General features: G+C 71.1%; 18 protein-coding genes. 8 read left to right on the plus strand and 10 right to left on the minus strand.

Going from position 1 to position 15,257, the window contains the following annotated elements; translation table 11 throughout:
- Positions 1–302: 302 nt before the first annotated feature.
- From HHL28_RS15735 to HHL28_RS15750, 4 genes are all read right to left on the minus strand, one after another.
- Positions 303–986, minus strand: a complete 684-nt coding sequence (locus tag HHL28_RS15735) for a hypothetical protein (RefSeq protein ID WP_169655440.1) — start codon at positions 984–986, stop codon at positions 303–305.
- A gap of 88 nt (positions 987–1,074) precedes the next feature.
- The gene (locus HHL28_RS15740) at positions 1,075–1,491 is read right to left on the minus strand and encodes a thiol-disulfide oxidoreductase DCC family protein (RefSeq protein WP_075770184.1); all 417 of its coding nucleotides are present in this window, start codon (positions 1,489–1,491) and stop codon (positions 1,075–1,077) included.
- Complete coding sequence (locus HHL28_RS15745) at positions 1,488–2,873, minus strand: sigma-54-dependent transcriptional regulator (RefSeq protein WP_075770185.1); 1,386 nt, start codon at positions 2,871–2,873, stop codon at positions 1,488–1,490. Before HHL28_RS15745 ends, HHL28_RS15740 begins: the two co-directional genes overlap by 4 nt.
- A complete protein-coding gene (locus tag HHL28_RS15750) occupies positions 2,870–4,717 on the minus strand; it encodes a sensor histidine kinase (RefSeq protein WP_075770186.1) in 1,848 nt (615 codons plus the stop codon). The genes HHL28_RS15745 and HHL28_RS15750 overlap by 4 nt, the downstream gene beginning before the upstream one ends.
- A 175-nt stretch (positions 4,718–4,892) precedes the next feature.
- Here HHL28_RS15750 and HHL28_RS15755 point away from each other — a divergent pair, with 175 nt between their 5' ends.
- From HHL28_RS15755 to HHL28_RS15770, 4 genes are read left to right on the plus strand one after another with little or no spacing between them, the layout of a single operon-like run.
- Complete coding sequence (locus HHL28_RS15755; RefSeq protein WP_169655442.1) at positions 4,893–5,252, plus strand: hypothetical protein; 360 nt, start codon at positions 4,893–4,895, stop codon at positions 5,250–5,252.
- A gap of 5 nt (positions 5,253–5,257) precedes the next feature.
- Complete coding sequence (locus HHL28_RS15760; protein ID WP_075770188.1) at positions 5,258–6,562, plus strand: SDR family oxidoreductase; 1,305 nt, start codon at positions 5,258–5,260, stop codon at positions 6,560–6,562.
- The gene (locus HHL28_RS15765; protein ID WP_075770189.1) at positions 6,555–7,031 is read left to right on the plus strand and encodes a DUF2269 family protein; all 477 of its coding nucleotides are present in this window, start codon (positions 6,555–6,557) and stop codon (positions 7,029–7,031) included. The genes HHL28_RS15760 and HHL28_RS15765 overlap by 8 nt, the downstream gene beginning before the upstream one ends.
- Entirely contained in the window at positions 7,028–7,570 is a 543-nt protein-coding gene (locus HHL28_RS15770) for a DUF4166 domain-containing protein (protein ID WP_075770190.1), read from the plus strand. Before HHL28_RS15765 ends, HHL28_RS15770 begins: the two co-directional genes overlap by 4 nt.
- On the opposite strand, the gene HHL28_RS15775 is transcribed toward HHL28_RS15770, so the two are convergent.
- From HHL28_RS15775 to HHL28_RS15790, 5 genes are all read right to left on the minus strand, one after another.
- On the minus strand, positions 7,543–8,265 hold the full coding sequence (locus HHL28_RS15775; protein ID WP_075770191.1) for a hypothetical protein: 723 nt from the start codon (positions 8,263–8,265) through the stop codon (positions 7,543–7,545). The genes HHL28_RS15770 and HHL28_RS15775 overlap by 28 nt on opposite strands.
- 73 nt (positions 8,266–8,338) lie before the next feature.
- The gene (gshB, locus tag HHL28_RS15780) at positions 8,339–9,286 is read right to left on the minus strand and encodes a glutathione synthase (protein WP_075770192.1); all 948 of its coding nucleotides are present in this window, start codon (positions 9,284–9,286) and stop codon (positions 8,339–8,341) included.
- 188 nt (positions 9,287–9,474) lie between these two features.
- On the minus strand, positions 9,475–10,329 hold the full coding sequence (locus tag HHL28_RS15785; protein ID WP_075770193.1) for a SirB1 family protein: 855 nt from the start codon (positions 10,327–10,329) through the stop codon (positions 9,475–9,477).
- A gap of 129 nt (positions 10,330–10,458) precedes the next feature.
- Positions 10,459–10,782 (minus strand): oxygenase MpaB family protein, encoded by a 324-nt coding sequence (locus tag HHL28_RS18885; RefSeq protein ID WP_404325950.1) that lies wholly within the window; start codon positions 10,780–10,782, stop codon positions 10,459–10,461.
- On the minus strand, positions 10,779–11,417 hold the full coding sequence (locus tag HHL28_RS15790; RefSeq protein ID WP_404325952.1) for an oxygenase MpaB family protein: 639 nt from the start codon (positions 11,415–11,417) through the stop codon (positions 10,779–10,781). The genes HHL28_RS18885 and HHL28_RS15790 overlap by 4 nt, the downstream gene beginning before the upstream one ends.
- A gap of 238 nt (positions 11,418–11,655) precedes the next feature.
- Between HHL28_RS15790 and HHL28_RS15795 the strand changes: the two genes are divergently transcribed.
- A complete protein-coding gene (locus HHL28_RS15795) occupies positions 11,656–12,264 on the plus strand; it encodes a TetR/AcrR family transcriptional regulator (protein WP_169655444.1) in 609 nt (202 codons plus the stop codon).
- 276 nt (positions 12,265–12,540) lie between these two features.
- Here HHL28_RS15795 and HHL28_RS15800 read toward each other — a convergent pair whose 3' ends face one another.
- Entirely contained in the window at positions 12,541–12,834 is a 294-nt protein-coding gene (locus HHL28_RS15800) for a 4a-hydroxytetrahydrobiopterin dehydratase (protein WP_075770195.1), read from the minus strand.
- Between the two features lie 120 nt (positions 12,835–12,954).
- Here HHL28_RS15800 and HHL28_RS15805 point away from each other — a divergent pair, with 120 nt between their 5' ends.
- From HHL28_RS15805 to HHL28_RS15815, 3 genes are all read left to right on the plus strand, one after another.
- Complete coding sequence (locus HHL28_RS15805; RefSeq protein ID WP_404325954.1) at positions 12,955–13,380, plus strand: metallopeptidase family protein; 426 nt, start codon at positions 12,955–12,957, stop codon at positions 13,378–13,380.
- Positions 13,381–13,645: 265 nt separating this feature from the next.
- The gene (locus HHL28_RS15810; RefSeq protein WP_075770196.1) at positions 13,646–14,410 is read left to right on the plus strand and encodes an FAD-binding oxidoreductase; all 765 of its coding nucleotides are present in this window, start codon (positions 13,646–13,648) and stop codon (positions 14,408–14,410) included.
- A gap of 48 nt (positions 14,411–14,458) precedes the next feature.
- Positions 14,459–15,253, plus strand: a complete 795-nt coding sequence (locus tag HHL28_RS15815; protein WP_075770197.1) for an exodeoxyribonuclease III — start codon at positions 14,459–14,461, stop codon at positions 15,251–15,253.
- Positions 15,254–15,257 lie beyond the last annotated feature (4 nt).

Consider the following 15,257-nt stretch of genomic DNA (forward strand, 5'->3'; position numbering starts at 1 on the left):
TTTTATCCCGCGACTTGCCGATATGGAAAGACTCTTTGACTATTTGTCATATTATCAGCCTTGAAAATTTTGCCAGTTGCAGCCTTGCAAATGCTTCCATAGATAGCTGCAGGAACGCTGACCCACGCCTTCCCTTCGCGTTCCTCCAGCCTGAGGTCGCGAACCTGCACGCGCAAACGAAGGGGGTGGTGCGGGTGGAGCGGCGGGCTGCCTCAGCCTGCTCGCTCAATGCTTGATGGGGCTGGACTTGGAAGCCGCGAAGCGCGCCTTCGCCTAGTTCGAGGCCAGCCAGCGCGGGCAGATCAGCCCGGCCACCACGCCGGGCGATCAAAGGGGCGACCGATGATCGTCCGCCGCCGCGACGCCTGCCCGAGATTCCGCATTACCGTCAGCAAACCCGGCCAATGGGCCATACCTTTCCCATCCCGTCGCGGCAGACCGCGTTCCATCGCGGCATCGGGGAACCACCAAGCGATGCCATCACTGCCGTCGCGCTCGACGGTTTCCGCGATTTTCCGTACCACGGCCAGGGTTTCCCCCGTCTCCGACCCGACGGGGATGACGGGGGAGAAGAAGGTCATCGCCACCCTGAACCCATACCGGGGATTTCCGGCGGCAGCCTTGTCCCCATGGGACAGCCAAGTCGAGAAGGTTTCGGATCGCGTGCCTGGCTTTGGCCAGAACTGCTTTACTTCGATGGAAGCGGATTGCTGCTTGTCACGCTCGGCAATCCAGATATCACACCGGCCAAGATAATCGACGTCTTCTTTCTTCTTCCAATTCACAAACTCTTCGATGGCCAACAGCTTCTTTTGCCAAGCCGCTGCGGCCAGGAACGAGAGGGTGGCCCGCTCATTATAAAAATGGGGAAGGTCCTCCCAACCTCCCGCCTCAGCATAGTAAGTCAGGTTTTCATGGAATTGATGGAGAGCGCCCTCCAGAAATTTCAGTTCATCACTGACGCTGACACCTTGGCCAATTCGCATACCGCCCCCTCATAAATCGAGTAAGGGAAAATATATTTTTATCAACCGGTGGGCGTCAATCATGATACCGCCCTCTAGCGGCGAATGCTCACAGAAACCGCCCCCGCTGACCCGGCTCCGGCACCAAACACACCTCGTGCCTGCCGAAGATCCGGTAGCGGTGCCGGGCCACCCAGTCGTAGGCCCGGTCGGTCAGCCCCCGCGGCAGCAGGGACAGCACCCGCAGCCAGCGCCAGGGGGCTTTCAGGTGGCGGGCGAGGCGGAAGGCGGCGGCCGAGCGCTGGTAGACCGTCCCGTCGTCGATGAACAGAAAGGTGTCGGGCATGGCGTCCATGCCCAGGCTCGCCAGCAAAGCCTGGCCGGCGGGGGACTGGACGGCGCAGAAGCGCATCCGCTGGTCGGCCTCGTGCCGCAGCAAGAACCGCACGGTGCCGCTGCACAACACGCAGGCGCCGTCGAACAGGTACAGGGGCCCGTCGGGCAAGGGGGCAGGGGGCGGGGTCATCGCAGGCCCATCCGGTCCAGCTTCTTCAACAGGCCCATGCGGGACAGGCCCAGCAGGCGGGCGGTGTGGGTGTGGTTGTGGCCCGTCTCCGCCAGGGCCTTGGTGATCAGGCGGCGCTCCAGGGCCTCCACCTCCTCGTCCAGGGTGCGGCGGCCGGCGGGCGGGGCCCCCGGCGCCAAGTCCAGCACGGGGTCCGGCAGGGTGCCGCCGCCGGCCGCGAAGTCCAGGTCGTCGGCGCCCAGGGTGACGGTGCCGTCGGGGCCGGGGGCCGCCAGGGCGGCAGCGCATTCCACCACGGCGCGCAGTTCCCGCACATTGCCCTTCCACGGCCGCTCCGCCAGCCAGGCCAGGGCGGACGGGGTGAAGCGCGCCGGGCCGGGCAGGGCGCGGCGCAGGAACAGGGTGGCCAGCACGGGCACGTCCTCCGCCCGTTCCGCCAAGGGCGGGGTGCGCAGGACCATGCCGCGCAGGCGGTAGTACAGGTCCTCGCGGAAGGTCCCCTCCGCCACCATGGCCTCCAGGTCCCGGTGGGTGGCGGCGACGATGCGGGCGTCGGCGGTCCGCGGCTCCCGCCCGCCCACCGGCTGGTAGCTGCCGTCCTGCAGGAAGCGCAGCAGCTTGACCTGCATGGCCGCCGGCATCTCCCCCACCTCGTCCAGGAACAGGGTGCCGCGGTGGGCGGTCTCCACCAGGCCCGGCCGGTCGGCATGGGCGCCGGTGAAGCTGCCCTTCACATGGCCGAACAGCTCGCTCTCCAGCAGCTCCGCCGGGATGGCGCCGCAATGGACGGCGACGAAGGGGCGGTCGCGCCGGGGCCCGGCAGCGTGCAGGGCGCGGGCCACCAGCTCCTTCCCCGTGCCGCTGGGGCCGAGGACCAGCACGGGCAGCCCGGTGGGGGCGAGGCGCCGGACCAGGTCGCGCAGCCGGCGCAGGGCCGGGCTGGTGCCCACCATGCCAAGGTCGTCCGCGGCCCCCGCCTTGGCGCGCAAGGCCGCCAGCTCCGCCGCCAGCCGGGCCCGTTCCAAGGCGCGGGCGACGACGACGCGCAGCATGTCCGGGTCGAGCGGCTTGGCCAGGAAGTCCCAGGCCCCGGCCTCCACCGCCCGCAACGCCAGCTCGTGGTCCGCATGGCCGGTGACCACCACCACGGGGGCTGGGGCGAAGGTGGGCACCAGGGCCAACCCGGCCGCCGGGTCATGGTGGGGCGGCATGGACAGGTCCAGCAACACCAGGTCCGCCGGGTCCGCGGCGAAGGCGGCGCGGGCCGCGTCCCCGTCGCCGGCCAGGGTGACGCGGTGGCCCAGCCCCTTCAGCCAGGCGCTGCCCAGCCGCTGGAAGGCGGGCTCGTCATCCGCCAGCAGGATGTGTCCGGTCAGGGTCATGGGGTGGCGGCCTCCGCCGGCAGGGCCAGGGTGATGCAGGTGGACCAGCCGGGCCGGTCGGTGAGGCTGGCGGTGCCACCATGGGCCTCCGCGATGCGGGCCACGATGGCGAGGCCGAGGCCCGTGCCGCCGGGGCGGCGGCTGACGAAGGGGCGGAACAGGCTGTCCCGGATTTCCGCCGGGATGCCGGGGCCGTCGTCGCAGACATGCAGGGAAAGGCCGCCGGCGGGGTCGCGCTCCGCGTACACGGCCACGCGGCTGCCATGGGCGGCGGCGTTGGCCAGCAGGTTGGCGAGGGCCTGGGCCAGGCGCCTGGGGTCCACCCGGGCCAGGGTGCCGGGCGGGATGGCGATGTCCGGCCGTGGCCCCGCCAGCCCCTGGGCCGCCTGGTCCGCCAGGTCGCGCAGGTCCACGGTGCGGGGGGAAAGGGTGCCGCCGCGGGCGTAGTCCAGGATGTCCGCTACCAGATGCTCCATGCGGGCCACCTGGGCCGCCACCTCCGCCCGCACGTCAGGCGCTGCCCCGGCGGCGGCCATGGCGATGATGTTCAGGGGGTTGCGCAAATCGTGGGCCACGGTGGCGGCGAGCTGGCCCAGCTCCGCCAACCGTTCCTGCCGCTGCCGTTCCCGTTCCTGCGCGGCCAGGGCCAGGGCTTGGTCCAGCCGCCCGGCCGCAGCGGACAGGCAGGCGCCGAACAGCCCCGCTACGTGCAAGGGCCCCGGCGGGGCATCCTGCCAGCCTTGCAGGCTTACGGACCAGCCCCCCTCCGCCTGGGACAGGGACAGGGTGGGGATGGGGGAGGACGCATCACCTTTCACCACCGCCACCGCCGTGCCCAGGCGGGCGGAGAGCAGGGTCCTTGCCGTCTCCAGCAACCCCGGCCAGTCCCGCGCCCGTCCCAGGGCGGCGGCCCAGGCGGCTTGGTCCGCCGCCGTGACCGCCCCGCCGGGGAAGACCAGCCGGGTGGCGAGGCGCTGGAGGGGGGAGAGGATGGCGAGGGCCAGCAGCAGCGTCAGCGCCAGCAGGGCCCAGCGCTCCCAGAAGCCGGGGCTCGCCAACCCGGTGCCCAGGGCCAGGGGCAGGGCCGCCACCAAGGCGCTGCCCGCGGCGAGCACAAGGCTGAGCAGCCCCCACGCCACCAGCCGCCGCGCCCACAAATTCACGTCCATGAACTGGTAGCGCAGGATGCCGTACACCATGACCAGCGAATAGGCCGGCAGCAGCAGCACCGGCCAGGGGTCGGCCGGCACGCCCAGCGCCGGGAACAGGAACCCGGTGAGGGAGGCGAGGCCCACCGCGCTGGACAGCAGCACCGCCCCGGCTTGGCGCCGCCGCAACCCTTCCGCCTGCCACCAGCCCTGGGCCAGGCGCAGGTGCCCCAGCACGGACAAGGCGGCACTGGTCCCCATCACGGCCCAGCCGGCGAGGCTGGGCACGAACATGCCGGGGAAGCCGCGCCAGGGCTCCACCGACCCGGTGTCCAGCACCACCCCGCCCAGGGCCGCCACCGCGCCGGCGGCATAGGCGGCCCGGGCCACGGGCGTCAGGGCGCCGCAGCGCACGAAGGCGAAGACCAGGTGGACGAAGGCGGCGGAGGGCAGGGGCGACAGGGCCACCAGCAGGCTGGCCCAGGGATCCGCCGCCGGGCCCAACAGGGCCGGCAGGGCCATGCCGACGCTCCACCCCGCCACGCCCAGCAGGAACAGGGCCAGCACCCCCCAGACCGGCACGTGCCGCGCCCGCCAGGCCAGCAGCCCGGCCAGGGCGAGGCTGGCCAACGCCGCCGCCGCCAGGGCGGCCAGGTAGGCCTGCGCGAAGCCGGGACCCGTCGCGACTGTCAACATCGTTGATACCGACCCCCGTTCCCCTGTCCACGATGGTAGCAGCGATCCCCGTCATTGTCCGCGCGGAAGGGCTGAACTGCCGGGGCTGCCCCCCGTCACAGCATCTGGCATGCCATTCGCAGTCCCACTTGGCAGCGGCCGCCGACGGGGTGGCCGGACACGGATGGAGGGGACGATGGGTAGCTTGGGTGGTTTGTTCCTGGCCTGGGGGATCACGCTGGTGCTGGCGGGGTTCGTGGCGGCGATCCTGTGGCATCCCATGCGGGTGCTGCTGGGGGAGCTGTGCGCGACGGAGCAGCGGTCGCGCTTCTGGACCGTCTATGCCACCATCATGATGGTGTTGCTGCCCATGCTGGCGGTCACCCTGCTGGGCACTGACGAGAACCTGACGCGGCTGGTGCAAGGGGTCGTCTTCTATGCCCTGGGCGGCATCGGGCTGGCCCTGGTGGCGGTGGGCTGGACCGTGTGGAGCAACCGCCCGGCCGAGGCGCCGCCCCGCGGCCAAAGCCTGGCCGGGGTGGCGGGGGCGGAGTGACGGACATGGGCCTCAAGGTGCTGGTGGTGGGGGCGGGCGGCTTCATCGGCCGGCACCTGGTGGGGCGGCTGGCGGGGGAGGGGGTGTGCGTCATCCCCGCCGGCCGGTCGCCGGCCCGGCTGGGGCGGCTGTTCCCGGGGATGCGGTACCAAGCCTGCGACCTGGCGCGGGACGGGGTGGCGGACTGGCTGCCCCGGCTGGCAGGGGTCGACGCGGTGGTGAACCTGGCCGGGCTGATCCGCGACGGTCAGGGCGGCTTCGGCCAAGTGCATGAGCAGGGCGCCATCGCCCTGTTCCAGGCCTGCCGGCAAGCAGGCGTGCGGCGGGTCATCCAAATTTCCGCCCTGGGTGCCGACGAGGGCGGCACCACACGCTATCACCGGACCAAGAAGGCGGCGGACGATTTCCTGGCGAGCTTGGACCCCACCGGCGAAACAATGGACTGGGCGGTGCTGCGCCCGTCGCTGGTCATCGGGCCAGGCAACGCCACCGGCGACCTGCTGGCAGCCCTGGGCGCCCTGCCCTGGCCGCTGCGCCTGGGGCCGGGGACTTGGGCTGTGCAGCCGATCCATGTGGACGACCTTGTCGAGGCGGTGCTGGCCCTGCTGCGGCGGGAGGGGCCGTTCGCCCGTCGGGTGGACTGCGTCGGGCCCGAGCCCATGACCACGGACGCGGTGACGGCCACCTTCCGCCAATGGCTGGGGATGGCCCCTGCCCCCTTCATCCCCATCCCGCGCTGGGCGTTGGCCGCCACGGCTTGGCTGGGCGACAAGGTGGGTATTGGTCCGGCGACGGGGGAAAGCCTGAGCATGCTGGAGGCAGGCAACACCGCCCCGGTAGACGGCTTCCGCGCCGCCTTTGGCTTCACCCCGCGCCCGCTGGCCCAGGCTTTGGCGCGGCACCCGGCGGGGGTGGCCGAGCGGTGGCGGGCGCGGCTGTTCTTTCTGCCGGCGCCGTTGAGGCTGCTGCTGGCGGCATTGTGGCTATGGACGGGCATCGTGTCGCTGGGGCTGTACCCGGTCGCGGGCAGCCTGGAGCTGTTGGCCGGGGTGGGGCTGACCGGCGGCGTGGCGCTGGGGGCACTGTACGGGGCGGCGCTGCTGGACTTGAGCATCGGCCTGGCCCTGGCCGTGCGCTGGCGGCCGGCGCTGGTGGGGACGCTGAGCCTGGTGCTGATGCTGGGCTACACCGGCATCCTGACCGTGGGGCAACCCGACTGGTGGCTGCACCCCTTCGGGCCTTTGTCCAAGAACCTGGCCGTTGCCGGGGCGACCCTGGCCATGATGGCGCTGGAGGCCGACCATGGATGAGTATTTGCTGGTCAAGACCGTGCACATCCTGAGCAGCACCCTGCTGTTCGGCACGGGGTTGGGCACCGCCTTCCACGGCTTCATGGCAAACCGGTCCGGCAACTTGCAGGCCACCGCCGTGGTGAACCGGCAGGTGGTCTGGGCCGACTGGCTGTTCACCACCCCCGCCGTCATCGCCCAGCCGGTGACCGGCGTCTGGCTGGCGCTGCAGGCCGGGTACCCCATGACCACGGGTTGGCTGCTGCTGGCGATCCTGCTGTACGGGCTGGTGGGCGCCTGCTGGCTGCCGGTGGTCTGGTTGCAACTCCGCATGCGGCGGATGGCGGAGGCGGCGCTGTGCCAGGGCACGCCCCTGCCGCCCCTCTACCGCACCTATGCGCGCTGGTGGTTCGCCCTGGGCTGGCCGGCCTTCGTGGGTGTCATCATCATCTTCTGGCTGATGGTCGCCAAGCCGGACATCCCCCTGTGAGCACCGCCCTCGCCACCGCCCTGGGCCCCGACGCCGCCCGCCTGCCCCCCACCCTGCGCCGGGCCCACGCCACGCCCGGCAGGCACCGGTTCACCGGCCTCGCCCAGGTGGAGCGGCGCAAGGGCCCCCTGCCCTGGCTGCTCTGCGCCCTGTTGCGCCTGCCGGAGCCAGGGCGCGACGTGCCGGTGACCCTGGTGTTCGACAACGGCGCAGGCAGCGACCACTGGGACCGCCGCTTCGCCCGCCGCCGCTACCATAGTCGGTTCAAGGCGGGCGACGGCCGGGACGCGGGCCTGCTGGTGGAGCACATGGGGCCCTTGCGCTTCCGCTTCCGCCCGCGGCTGGACGGGGACGGGATGCTGCACCTGACGCTGGAGAGCATGTCCGTCCTGGGCCTGCCCCTGCCCCGGCCGTTGGTCCCCCACTGCCCCGCCCGCGAATGGCAGGACCACGAGGGCCGCTTCCGCTTCGACATCCCCGTCACACTGCCGGGGCTGGGGTTCGTGATCCGCTATGGGGGCGTGCTGGAGCCGGTTTGAGGCTTTCGAATTCGAAAGTGGCGGGATGGTGTCGGATTACGCGGCCTTGTGGCCGCTAATCCGACATACGAAGTCATCGCGGTCGGGTGCAGGACGGGCCGGTAGCCCTGGCGCAGGGCCGCGACGGTGGGTTCGGGGGTCAGGACCGTCACCGCGCCCGTGAACCCCTGCGCCGGGCCATAGCCGTCGGGGGACCAGGGGCAGGGGCCGGTTGGGCCCAGGAGCCAGGCGGTGTCGGGCTGGCCGTCCCGGACCACCATGGTGCCGGGCGGCAGGGTGGACAGGTCGGCGCGCCAGGTCCGGCGTTGGCGGGTGGCGGGGTCGATGCGGGCGGCGTGGAGCAGGCGGTCAAGGTCGGCCGCCCGGGGTGGGGCGGGCAGGGCAAGGGCGGTGGTGATGGCGTCGCGGAAGGCGCGGTAGTCGGCCCGGCGGCACTCGGCGCAGGGGCGGTGGCCGGCGGCGAGGGCCGTGGCCTCGTCCAGGAAGAACAGCTCGGTGTAGTGGCCGGGGCGCATGAGGGGGCGCCGGCGGTCCTTGAACGACGTCAGGCAGGTGATCCACAGGCGCGAGCGCCAGCCCTGGCTGGCCAGGGTTTGCCGGTCGTCATGCAGGCGGCCCCGGTTGCCCATGAACAGGCCCCGGGCCGGGTGGGCGATGATGTGGCCGAAGGGGGTGACGCGGTTCTGGAGCGGCATGGGGGCAGGGTGCCGCCACGGCCTGTCCCCCGCCACCCGGAAGTTGCGCCCGCCCCCCTTCCACGGCCGCTTCTCAGCCCCCGTTCTTGCGCCGCTCGATAGCGTCCCACAGGGTCACCTCCACCTGCACCCCGTCCAGGCGGTTGATCTCCTGGATGCCGGTGGGGCTGGTGACGTTGATCTCCGTCAGGTAGTCGCCGATCACGTCGATGCCGACGAAGACCAGGCCCTGGTCCCGCAACGTCGGGCCGATGGCGGCGCAGATGTCACGCTCCCGCGCCGTCAGGCTGGTCTTCCGGGCGCTGCCGCCGGCATGGAAGTTGGCCCGGGCCTCCCCCTTCTGCGGGATGCGGGCGACGGCGCCGGCGGGTTCGCCGTCCACCAGCAGGATGCGCTTGTCGCCCTCCCGCACCTCCGGCAGGTATTTCTGGACGATCACCGGTTCCCGGTAGAGCTGGGTGAAGGTCTCCAGCAGGGCGCCCAGGTTCTCATCGTCCGGCTTCAGGTGGAAGACGCCGGCGCCGCCGTTGCCGAACAGCGGCTTGACGATGATGTCCTTCCACTCCTCGCGGGCCCGCAGCACCTCATCCTTGCTGGAGGTGATCACCGTGGGCGGCATCAGGTCGGGGAAGTGGGTGACGAACAGCTTTTCCGGCGCGTTGCGCACCGAGGCCGGGTCGTTGACCACCAGCACCTGGGGCTGGACATGCTCCAGCAGGTGGGTGGCGGTGATGTAGGCCATGTCGAAGGGCGGGTCCTGGCGCATCAGCACCACGTCGAAGCCGGTCAGCTCCACCACCTCCGCGTCGCCCAGGGTGAAGTGGTTGCCCCGCTCCCGCCGCACCTCCATCCGCCGCACGGACGCGAACAGGCGGTTGCCGCGCAGGGCCAGGTCACGCGGGTGGTAGTGCCAGACGGCATGGCCCCGCCGCTGGGCCTCCAGCGCCATCATGAAGCTGCTGTCGGTGTCGATGTTGATGGACTGGATCGGGTCCATCTGGATGGCGACCTTCAGGCCCATGGGTCACGTCCCTTGTCGGCTGGGTGCGGGAGCAGCAACGGACGCCGGGGGCGGGGTCGCTGTCAAGGGGATGCGCGGCACTGGTGGGTCGGATTAGCGGCCGGGCGGCCGCGTAATCCGACGGCACCGGGCCCGGGGGGCTGTCGGATTACGCCGCTGGCGCGGCTAATCCGACCTACGCAGCCCTCTCAGTTCAGCCGCGTCTTCAACTGCTGCACCAGGCTGGCGGTCTGGTGGAGGAGCTGGGGGGAGGCGCCCAGCTTGGAGCCCTGGACCATGAAGGTCTCGAAGGCCTGGATGGCGGCGGTCAGCTTGCCCAGGTGGGCGTTCAGCAGGCCGGCCTCCCGCCACAGGCCCGGGTTCTCCGGGTCGAACAGCAGCATGTTCTCGATCACCTCCACCGCCTGGTCGGCCCGGTCGGACCGCAGGTGGCGGAGTTTCAGGTTGTTCTGCAGGCGCAGCAGGATTTCCCGGTTGGTCACCGGGGTATAATGCTCCGGCGTCAGCTCCGCCTCCGCGCCGGCGGTCTGCTTCAGCAGGTCGCGCAGTTCCCGCGGTTCCCGCCGGGCGGCGCCATCGAAGGGGTCGAGGATGGCGCGTTCCCCGTCCAGATCCATGCGCACCAGGAAATGGCCGGGGAAGGACAGGCCCAATATGCCCCAGCCCTGGGCCCGGGCGGCATGGATCAGCAGGATGCCCAGGGCGACCGGCAGGCCCAGCCGGCGGTCGATCACCCGGATCAGGTTGGCGTTCTGCAAATCCTCATAGGTATCGCTGTCGCCGCGGTAGCCGTGCTTGGCATAGAGCACGTCGCGCAGGGCGGCGATCCGGGTGGACAGGGGCAACGGCCCCTTGCCCGCGGCCTGGGTGGCGTCGGCCACGTCCAGGGCGAGCTGGGCCAAGTGCCGGCGGTAGGGTTCGGGCTCCGCCCCCGGCTGGTCCAGGACCGCCAGGGCGAGGGCCGCCTCGGCAAGGTCGATGCGGTCGTCGGGCAGGGTCCCGACGGTACGCAACAGCTCCAAAGCCTTCTGACGCGTCTTCACGGGGCGGTTCCGGACGGCGGATCGGGGGTGGGTCACAGGCGCGCGCCTCCCATAGCGCAGCCCGGGGGCGGGTGTCGAGGGGGTGGGCGCGGACCATTGGGTGAGGGGCCAAGCTTCAACCCAAACGGGTCACAGGAGATCGCGCCCCAGCCATATCCGGTTGTTGGCGCGGACGGCCCAGGACGGGGCGCGCCCGGCCAGCCGGGCCTGCGCCTCCTGCCAGGGGCCGACCTGCCGGACGGCACGGGGCAGGCGGGAGTAGAGGCGGGCGAGCCGGCCCGTCAGGCGGGCCACCCGGCCTTCGCTGGCGGCGTCCCAGGTCAGGCCGAAGCCGTCACGCAGCACCGGGGGCAACAGGCTTGCCGTCAAGTCCAGGGCCCAGGCCGGCTGGCGCAACCAGGGCTTCACGTCATGGAACAGGGCACGGGCAACGGTGCGGGCGGCATCGGTCACCGCCAGTTCCCCCCGGGCGTGCCGGTGAGGTCCAGGGTACGGGCGAAGGCGGCCTGGAACCCGGCCCAGTCGACGGGAAGGTCGTCGCCGGACAGGCCGAACAGCCCGGCCAGGCGGCGTGTGTCCTGCCAGTAACGTTCCCGCTCCGCCGCGTCCAGCGGGGGCAGGGCCAGTTCGTAGACCCGCAGGGCCGTGTCGGCCAGGGTGGCCTGTACCCAGGCCATGGCCGCCCGGTCGTCGGCCCGGTAGGGGCTGCCGGCCGGCCAGCGGCCGGCAGCCTGGGGCAGGGTGCCGGTCACCACGGCGTGGCGGCGGTGCAGCCGGCGGGCGGCGCCGAAGGCCTGCCCCACCGTGCCGAACAGCATGGGGTAGACCAGGCCGAAGGTGCGGTGGAACCGGCCCACCGGGTCGGCCAGGGCGCGGGAATGCCGCACGATCCCTTCGGCCACCCAGGGGTGGGCCAGTTGCAGCAGCAGGGCCCTGGCGGCACCGAGGAAGATCACCGCCTCCCCGTTCACCCGCCAGATGGGGGAGGTGGGGCCGAAAAGCCCGGCCGGGTCACCCGGCGCGCCGCGAAGGGCCGCCTGCAATCCGGCTTCCAGGTCGGCGGCAGTGACGCCGGGATCGGGCGGCATGGGGCAAGGGTCCGGGCTGACGGGGGGACGGGGCGGGCCGACAATACCGCCGGGCGGACAGATAAGGAACGCTTCACCCTTTTCGTGTATCGGCCCATTGCCCGCTGCCCCCACCCTGCGTAAAAGATGGGCATGGCCTGAGCCTTTTTCCTTGATGGACCCTTCCGTGACCAGCGTCGCCGCCCCCACCCGGCCCCAAGACACCGATCGTCCACTGCCCTTGCCGGCCAGTTCCCGCGTGCGCCAGACCCGCAAGAGCATCGCCACCCACAGGCGGATCATCGAGGCGGCCATCCACTGCTTCCTGGAGATCGGCTATCACCGCACGACCACGTCGGAGATCGCGAAGCGGGCCCGGGTGACGCGGGGTGCCGTGCAATATTACTTCCCGACCACGCCGGAGGTGCTGCGCGCCACGGCGGAGCATATCCAGACCAGCTTCCTGGCGGAATTCGACGACGCCATGAAGGCCCTGCCCGCGGGGGCCGACACCATCGACCAGGGCATCGACAAGATCTGGGAGATGGTGCGCACCAACCCGCTGTGGACCGCCTGGCGGGAGCTGATCGCCGCCGCCCGCACGGATGACGAGTTGCGGGCGGTGATGTACCCGGCCTCTGCCAGCTTCGAGGAGCGGGGGTTCGAGTCCGCCAAGGCTGCCTATCCCGAGCTGTACGCCCGCGACCCCCAGCGCTTCGCCCTGGGCCGGCAGATCACCTGGCAAGTGGTCCAGGGCCTGGCCGCCACCCCCATGGGGCCCGGCGCGGACAGCGCCAAGCAGGCCCTGGTGGACGGGCTGAAGGCCCACATGCACGATTTCTGGGGCGTGCCGCGGCGGGTGGGGTGAGTATCCCTTCCGCGGCCGTTCCGTGGGTGGGGCCCTGTTTGGGGAAAACGGAATTGAACGGATCGAAACGGATGTAAACGGTAGGCCGGTGGTGCTTCCCGGCGGTCGGGAAAGCCCGCCAGTGTTTGGGCTTCATTGCGCCGCAGGCGCGGGAAACTTCTCTCGAGCAGGCCGCGCAAGCCGCCGCCGCACGGCTATCCGTTCAATTCCGTTGTGATCCGTTCCCATCCGTTTTCCCAACACACCCCTCCGCCGCGCCACGGCTGGGGACCTCCCTCACTCCCCGGCAATCTCGTCCATGAACCGCGCCATGCGGATGTCCAGTTCGGTCACGCCGCCGGCGTCGTGGGTGGCCATGGTGACGTCCACGCGATTGTAGACATTGAACCACTCCGGGTGGTGGTCCATCTTTTCCGCCAGCAGCGCCACGCGGGCCATGAAGGCGAAGGCGGCGTTGAAGTCCGCGAAGCGGAAGCTTTTGGTGATGGCGTCGCGGCCTTCGACCTCGCCCCACCCTTTCAGGCCTGCCAGGGCCTGGGCCCGCGCCGCGGCGTCCAGTTTCTGTGCCATCGTCCTGTCCCCCTGTTCTATCCGCTGGTGCGGCCTGACGTGGCGCAGGATGATGGCCCCGTCAAGTCGCAAGGGTGCCACCCGCACCCCATCAGGTCCCAACCGGCAGCACCGCACCCCATGGCCACCATCACCTCCCTCCGCCGCTTCACCACCGCCCCCAGCCTCGAGGAGATGGAGGCCATCGCCGAGCGCGCGGCGGCCGACATCCCGGAGGAGCTTCGGCGCCACGTACGCAACGTGGTGATCCATGTGGAGGACTTCCCCGACGAGGAGACAGAGCGGGAGATGGGGCTGGAATCGCCCTTCGACCTGCTGGGCCTGTACCGGGGCGTGGGCATGCCCTGGCAGAGCGTCACCGCCCCGCGGGCCGAGCCGGACATGGTCTTCCTCTACCGCCGGCCCATCCTGGATTACTGGTGCGAGACGGGGGAGGACCTGACCCACCTGATCCGCCACGTGCTGATCCACGAGATCGGCCACCATTTCGGCTTCAGCGACGACGACATGGACGCGCTGGAGCGGCAGGGCGGGGACGAGGAGTAGGGGAGACTGCTCTTGGGCGCTAGGTTGTTGGGCGCGTTGCTCTTTCTGCTTCCCCCGCGCAGGCGGGGGTCCACTGTTTTCAGCGACAGTGCCGGCACACACCGGGTCAAGAACTGTGGGCCCCCGCCTGCGCGGGGGAAGCGGTCGTGCCTGTCACGAACGGGCCAGCCCCAGCCAGCCTAGCAGGCTTGCGCCTATCGGGGTTGATAGCCCGGCGACCTCCGCCATATCGCTGCTTCCTGATGGAACCAGCGGTGGCCCTGCCATGATCGTCGAATCCGCCTTGACCGCCCCCGACCTGCCGCCCGTGCGGGACGTGGACCTGACCGTGGTGGGGGCGGAGCTGGTGACGGCCGACATCCGCATCCTGCGCCTGGCCCCGGCGGGGCCCTTCGCCTTCCGCGCCGGGCAGTATGCCAACCTGTCCTTCGGCGGGTTGCCGGGGCGGGATTTCTCCATCGCCAGCCGGCCCAGCGACACGGTACTGGAATTCCACATCCGCGACCACGGCACCGGCGCCAGCCGCTATGCCGTGCGGCAGCTGCGGGTGGGGGAGCGGGTGGGCCTGCGGGGGCCCCTGGGCAGTGCCGTGCTGCATGACGGGCACGACGGCCCGATCCTGGCCATCGCCGGCGGCTCGGGCCTGGCGCCCATGAAGTCCATCGTGGAGGAGGCGCTGGCCCGCGGCCATCAGGCGCCGGTGCACCTGTATTTCGGCGTGCGGGGGGAGGCGGACCTGTACATGGCGGGGTACTTCGCGGACTTGGCCGCCCGCCATGCCAACTTCCGCTTCGTGCCCGTGCTGTCGGAACCGGCGGGGCCCACCGCCCACCGCACCGGCTATGTGGGCGACGTGGTGGCGGCGGACTTCCCGGACCTGTCCGGCCACAAGGCCTATCTGGCCGGGCCGCCTGTCATGGTGGAGAGCGCCGTGGCCCGGCTGCTGGCCAAGGGCATGGCCGGGGTGGACATCCACGGCGACGCCTTCTACACCGAGACGGACAAGCAGAAGCGCGCGGCGGCCGGCTGAGCCCGGGGCCGGGCGCCGGCATCCCCCCTCGCCCCAAGGCCCTCCCCCGTGCGCATCTGTACCTGGAACATCAACTCCGTCCGCCTGCGCCTGCCGCTCGTGCTGAAGCTGCTGGACGAGTACCGGCCCGACGTGCTGTGCCTGCAGGAAACCAAGGTGGTGGACGACAGCTTCCCCACCGCGGAGTTCCGGGACCGGGGCTATGTCCATATCCAGATCCACGGGATGAAGAGCTACAACGGCGTGGCCATCATCAGCCGCCTGCCCCTGGAGGGCGGGGACGTCAAGCATTGGTGCGAGAAGCAGGACTGCCGCCACGTGCTGGCCACCCTGCCCGGCGGGATCGAGGTCCACAATTTGTACGTCCCCGCCGGCGGCGACGTGCCGGACCCGGCGGTGAACGACAAGTTCGCCCACAAGCTGCGCTTCCTGGACGAGATGCGGGACTGGTTCCCGGCCAACCGGTCCAAGGACAAGCCCATGGTGCTGGTGGGCGACCTGAACATCGCCCCGCTGGAGCATGACGTCTGGAGCCACAAGCAGTTGCTGGACGTGGTCAGCCACACGCCGGTGGAGGTGGAGAAGCTGACCGCCCTGCAGGACAGCCTGTCCTGGGTGGACGCGGTGCGCCGCTTCGTGCCGGCCAACCAGAAGCTGTACACGTGGTGGTCCTACCGCGCCGCCGACTGGGAGGCCAGCGACCGCGGCCGCCGCCTGGACCATATCTGGGTCACCCCGCCCCTGGCGGGCTCCCTGACCGGGTACCAGGTCCTGCGCGAGGCGCGCGGCTGGGAACCCAAGCCCAGCGACCACGTGCCGGTCATGGTGGATCTGGCGGTGTGAGTTC

This window comes from Aerophototrophica crusticola (assembly GCF_012913305.1).
GTDB lineage: Bacteria > Pseudomonadota > Alphaproteobacteria > Azospirillales > Azospirillaceae > Niveispirillum > Niveispirillum crusticola.

Excerpts from the sequence above, each read along its gene's own strand:
- HHL28_RS15760 (WP_075770188.1), top strand. The coding sequence starts at position 5,258 with ATGGGCCTCAAGGTGCTGGTGGTGGGGGCGGGCGGCTTCATCGGCCGG.
- HHL28_RS15775 (WP_075770191.1), bottom strand. The coding sequence starts at position 8,265 with ATGCCGCTCCAGAACCGCGTCACCCCCTTCGGCCACATCATCGCCCAC.
- HHL28_RS15755 (WP_169655442.1), top strand. The coding sequence starts at position 4,893 with ATGGGTAGCTTGGGTGGTTTGTTCCTGGCCTGGGGGATCACGCTGGTG.
- HHL28_RS15765 (WP_075770189.1), top strand. The coding sequence starts at position 6,555 with ATGGATGAGTATTTGCTGGTCAAGACCGTGCACATCCTGAGCAGCACC.
- HHL28_RS15735 (WP_169655440.1), bottom strand. The coding sequence starts at position 986 with ATGCGAATTGGCCAAGGTGTCAGCGTCAGTGATGAACTGAAATTTCTG.
- HHL28_RS15805 (WP_404325954.1), top strand. The coding sequence starts at position 12,955 with ATGGCCACCATCACCTCCCTCCGCCGCTTCACCACCGCCCCCAGCCTC.
- HHL28_RS15740 (WP_075770184.1), bottom strand. The coding sequence starts at position 1,491 with ATGACCCCGCCCCCTGCCCCCTTGCCCGACGGGCCCCTGTACCTGTTC.
- HHL28_RS15745 (WP_075770185.1), bottom strand. The coding sequence starts at position 2,873 with ATGACCCTGACCGGACACATCCTGCTGGCGGATGACGAGCCCGCCTTC.
- HHL28_RS15790 (WP_404325952.1), bottom strand. The coding sequence starts at position 11,417 with ATGCCGCCCGATCCCGGCGTCACTGCCGCCGACCTGGAAGCCGGATTG.
- gshB (WP_075770192.1), bottom strand. The coding sequence starts at position 9,286 with ATGGGCCTGAAGGTCGCCATCCAGATGGACCCGATCCAGTCCATCAAC.
- HHL28_RS15810 (WP_075770196.1), top strand. The coding sequence starts at position 13,646 with ATGATCGTCGAATCCGCCTTGACCGCCCCCGACCTGCCGCCCGTGCGG.
- HHL28_RS15800 (WP_075770195.1), bottom strand. The coding sequence starts at position 12,834 with ATGGCACAGAAACTGGACGCCGCGGCGCGGGCCCAGGCCCTGGCAGGC.
- HHL28_RS15750 (WP_075770186.1), bottom strand. The coding sequence starts at position 4,717 with ATGTTGACAGTCGCGACGGGTCCCGGCTTCGCGCAGGCCTACCTGGCC.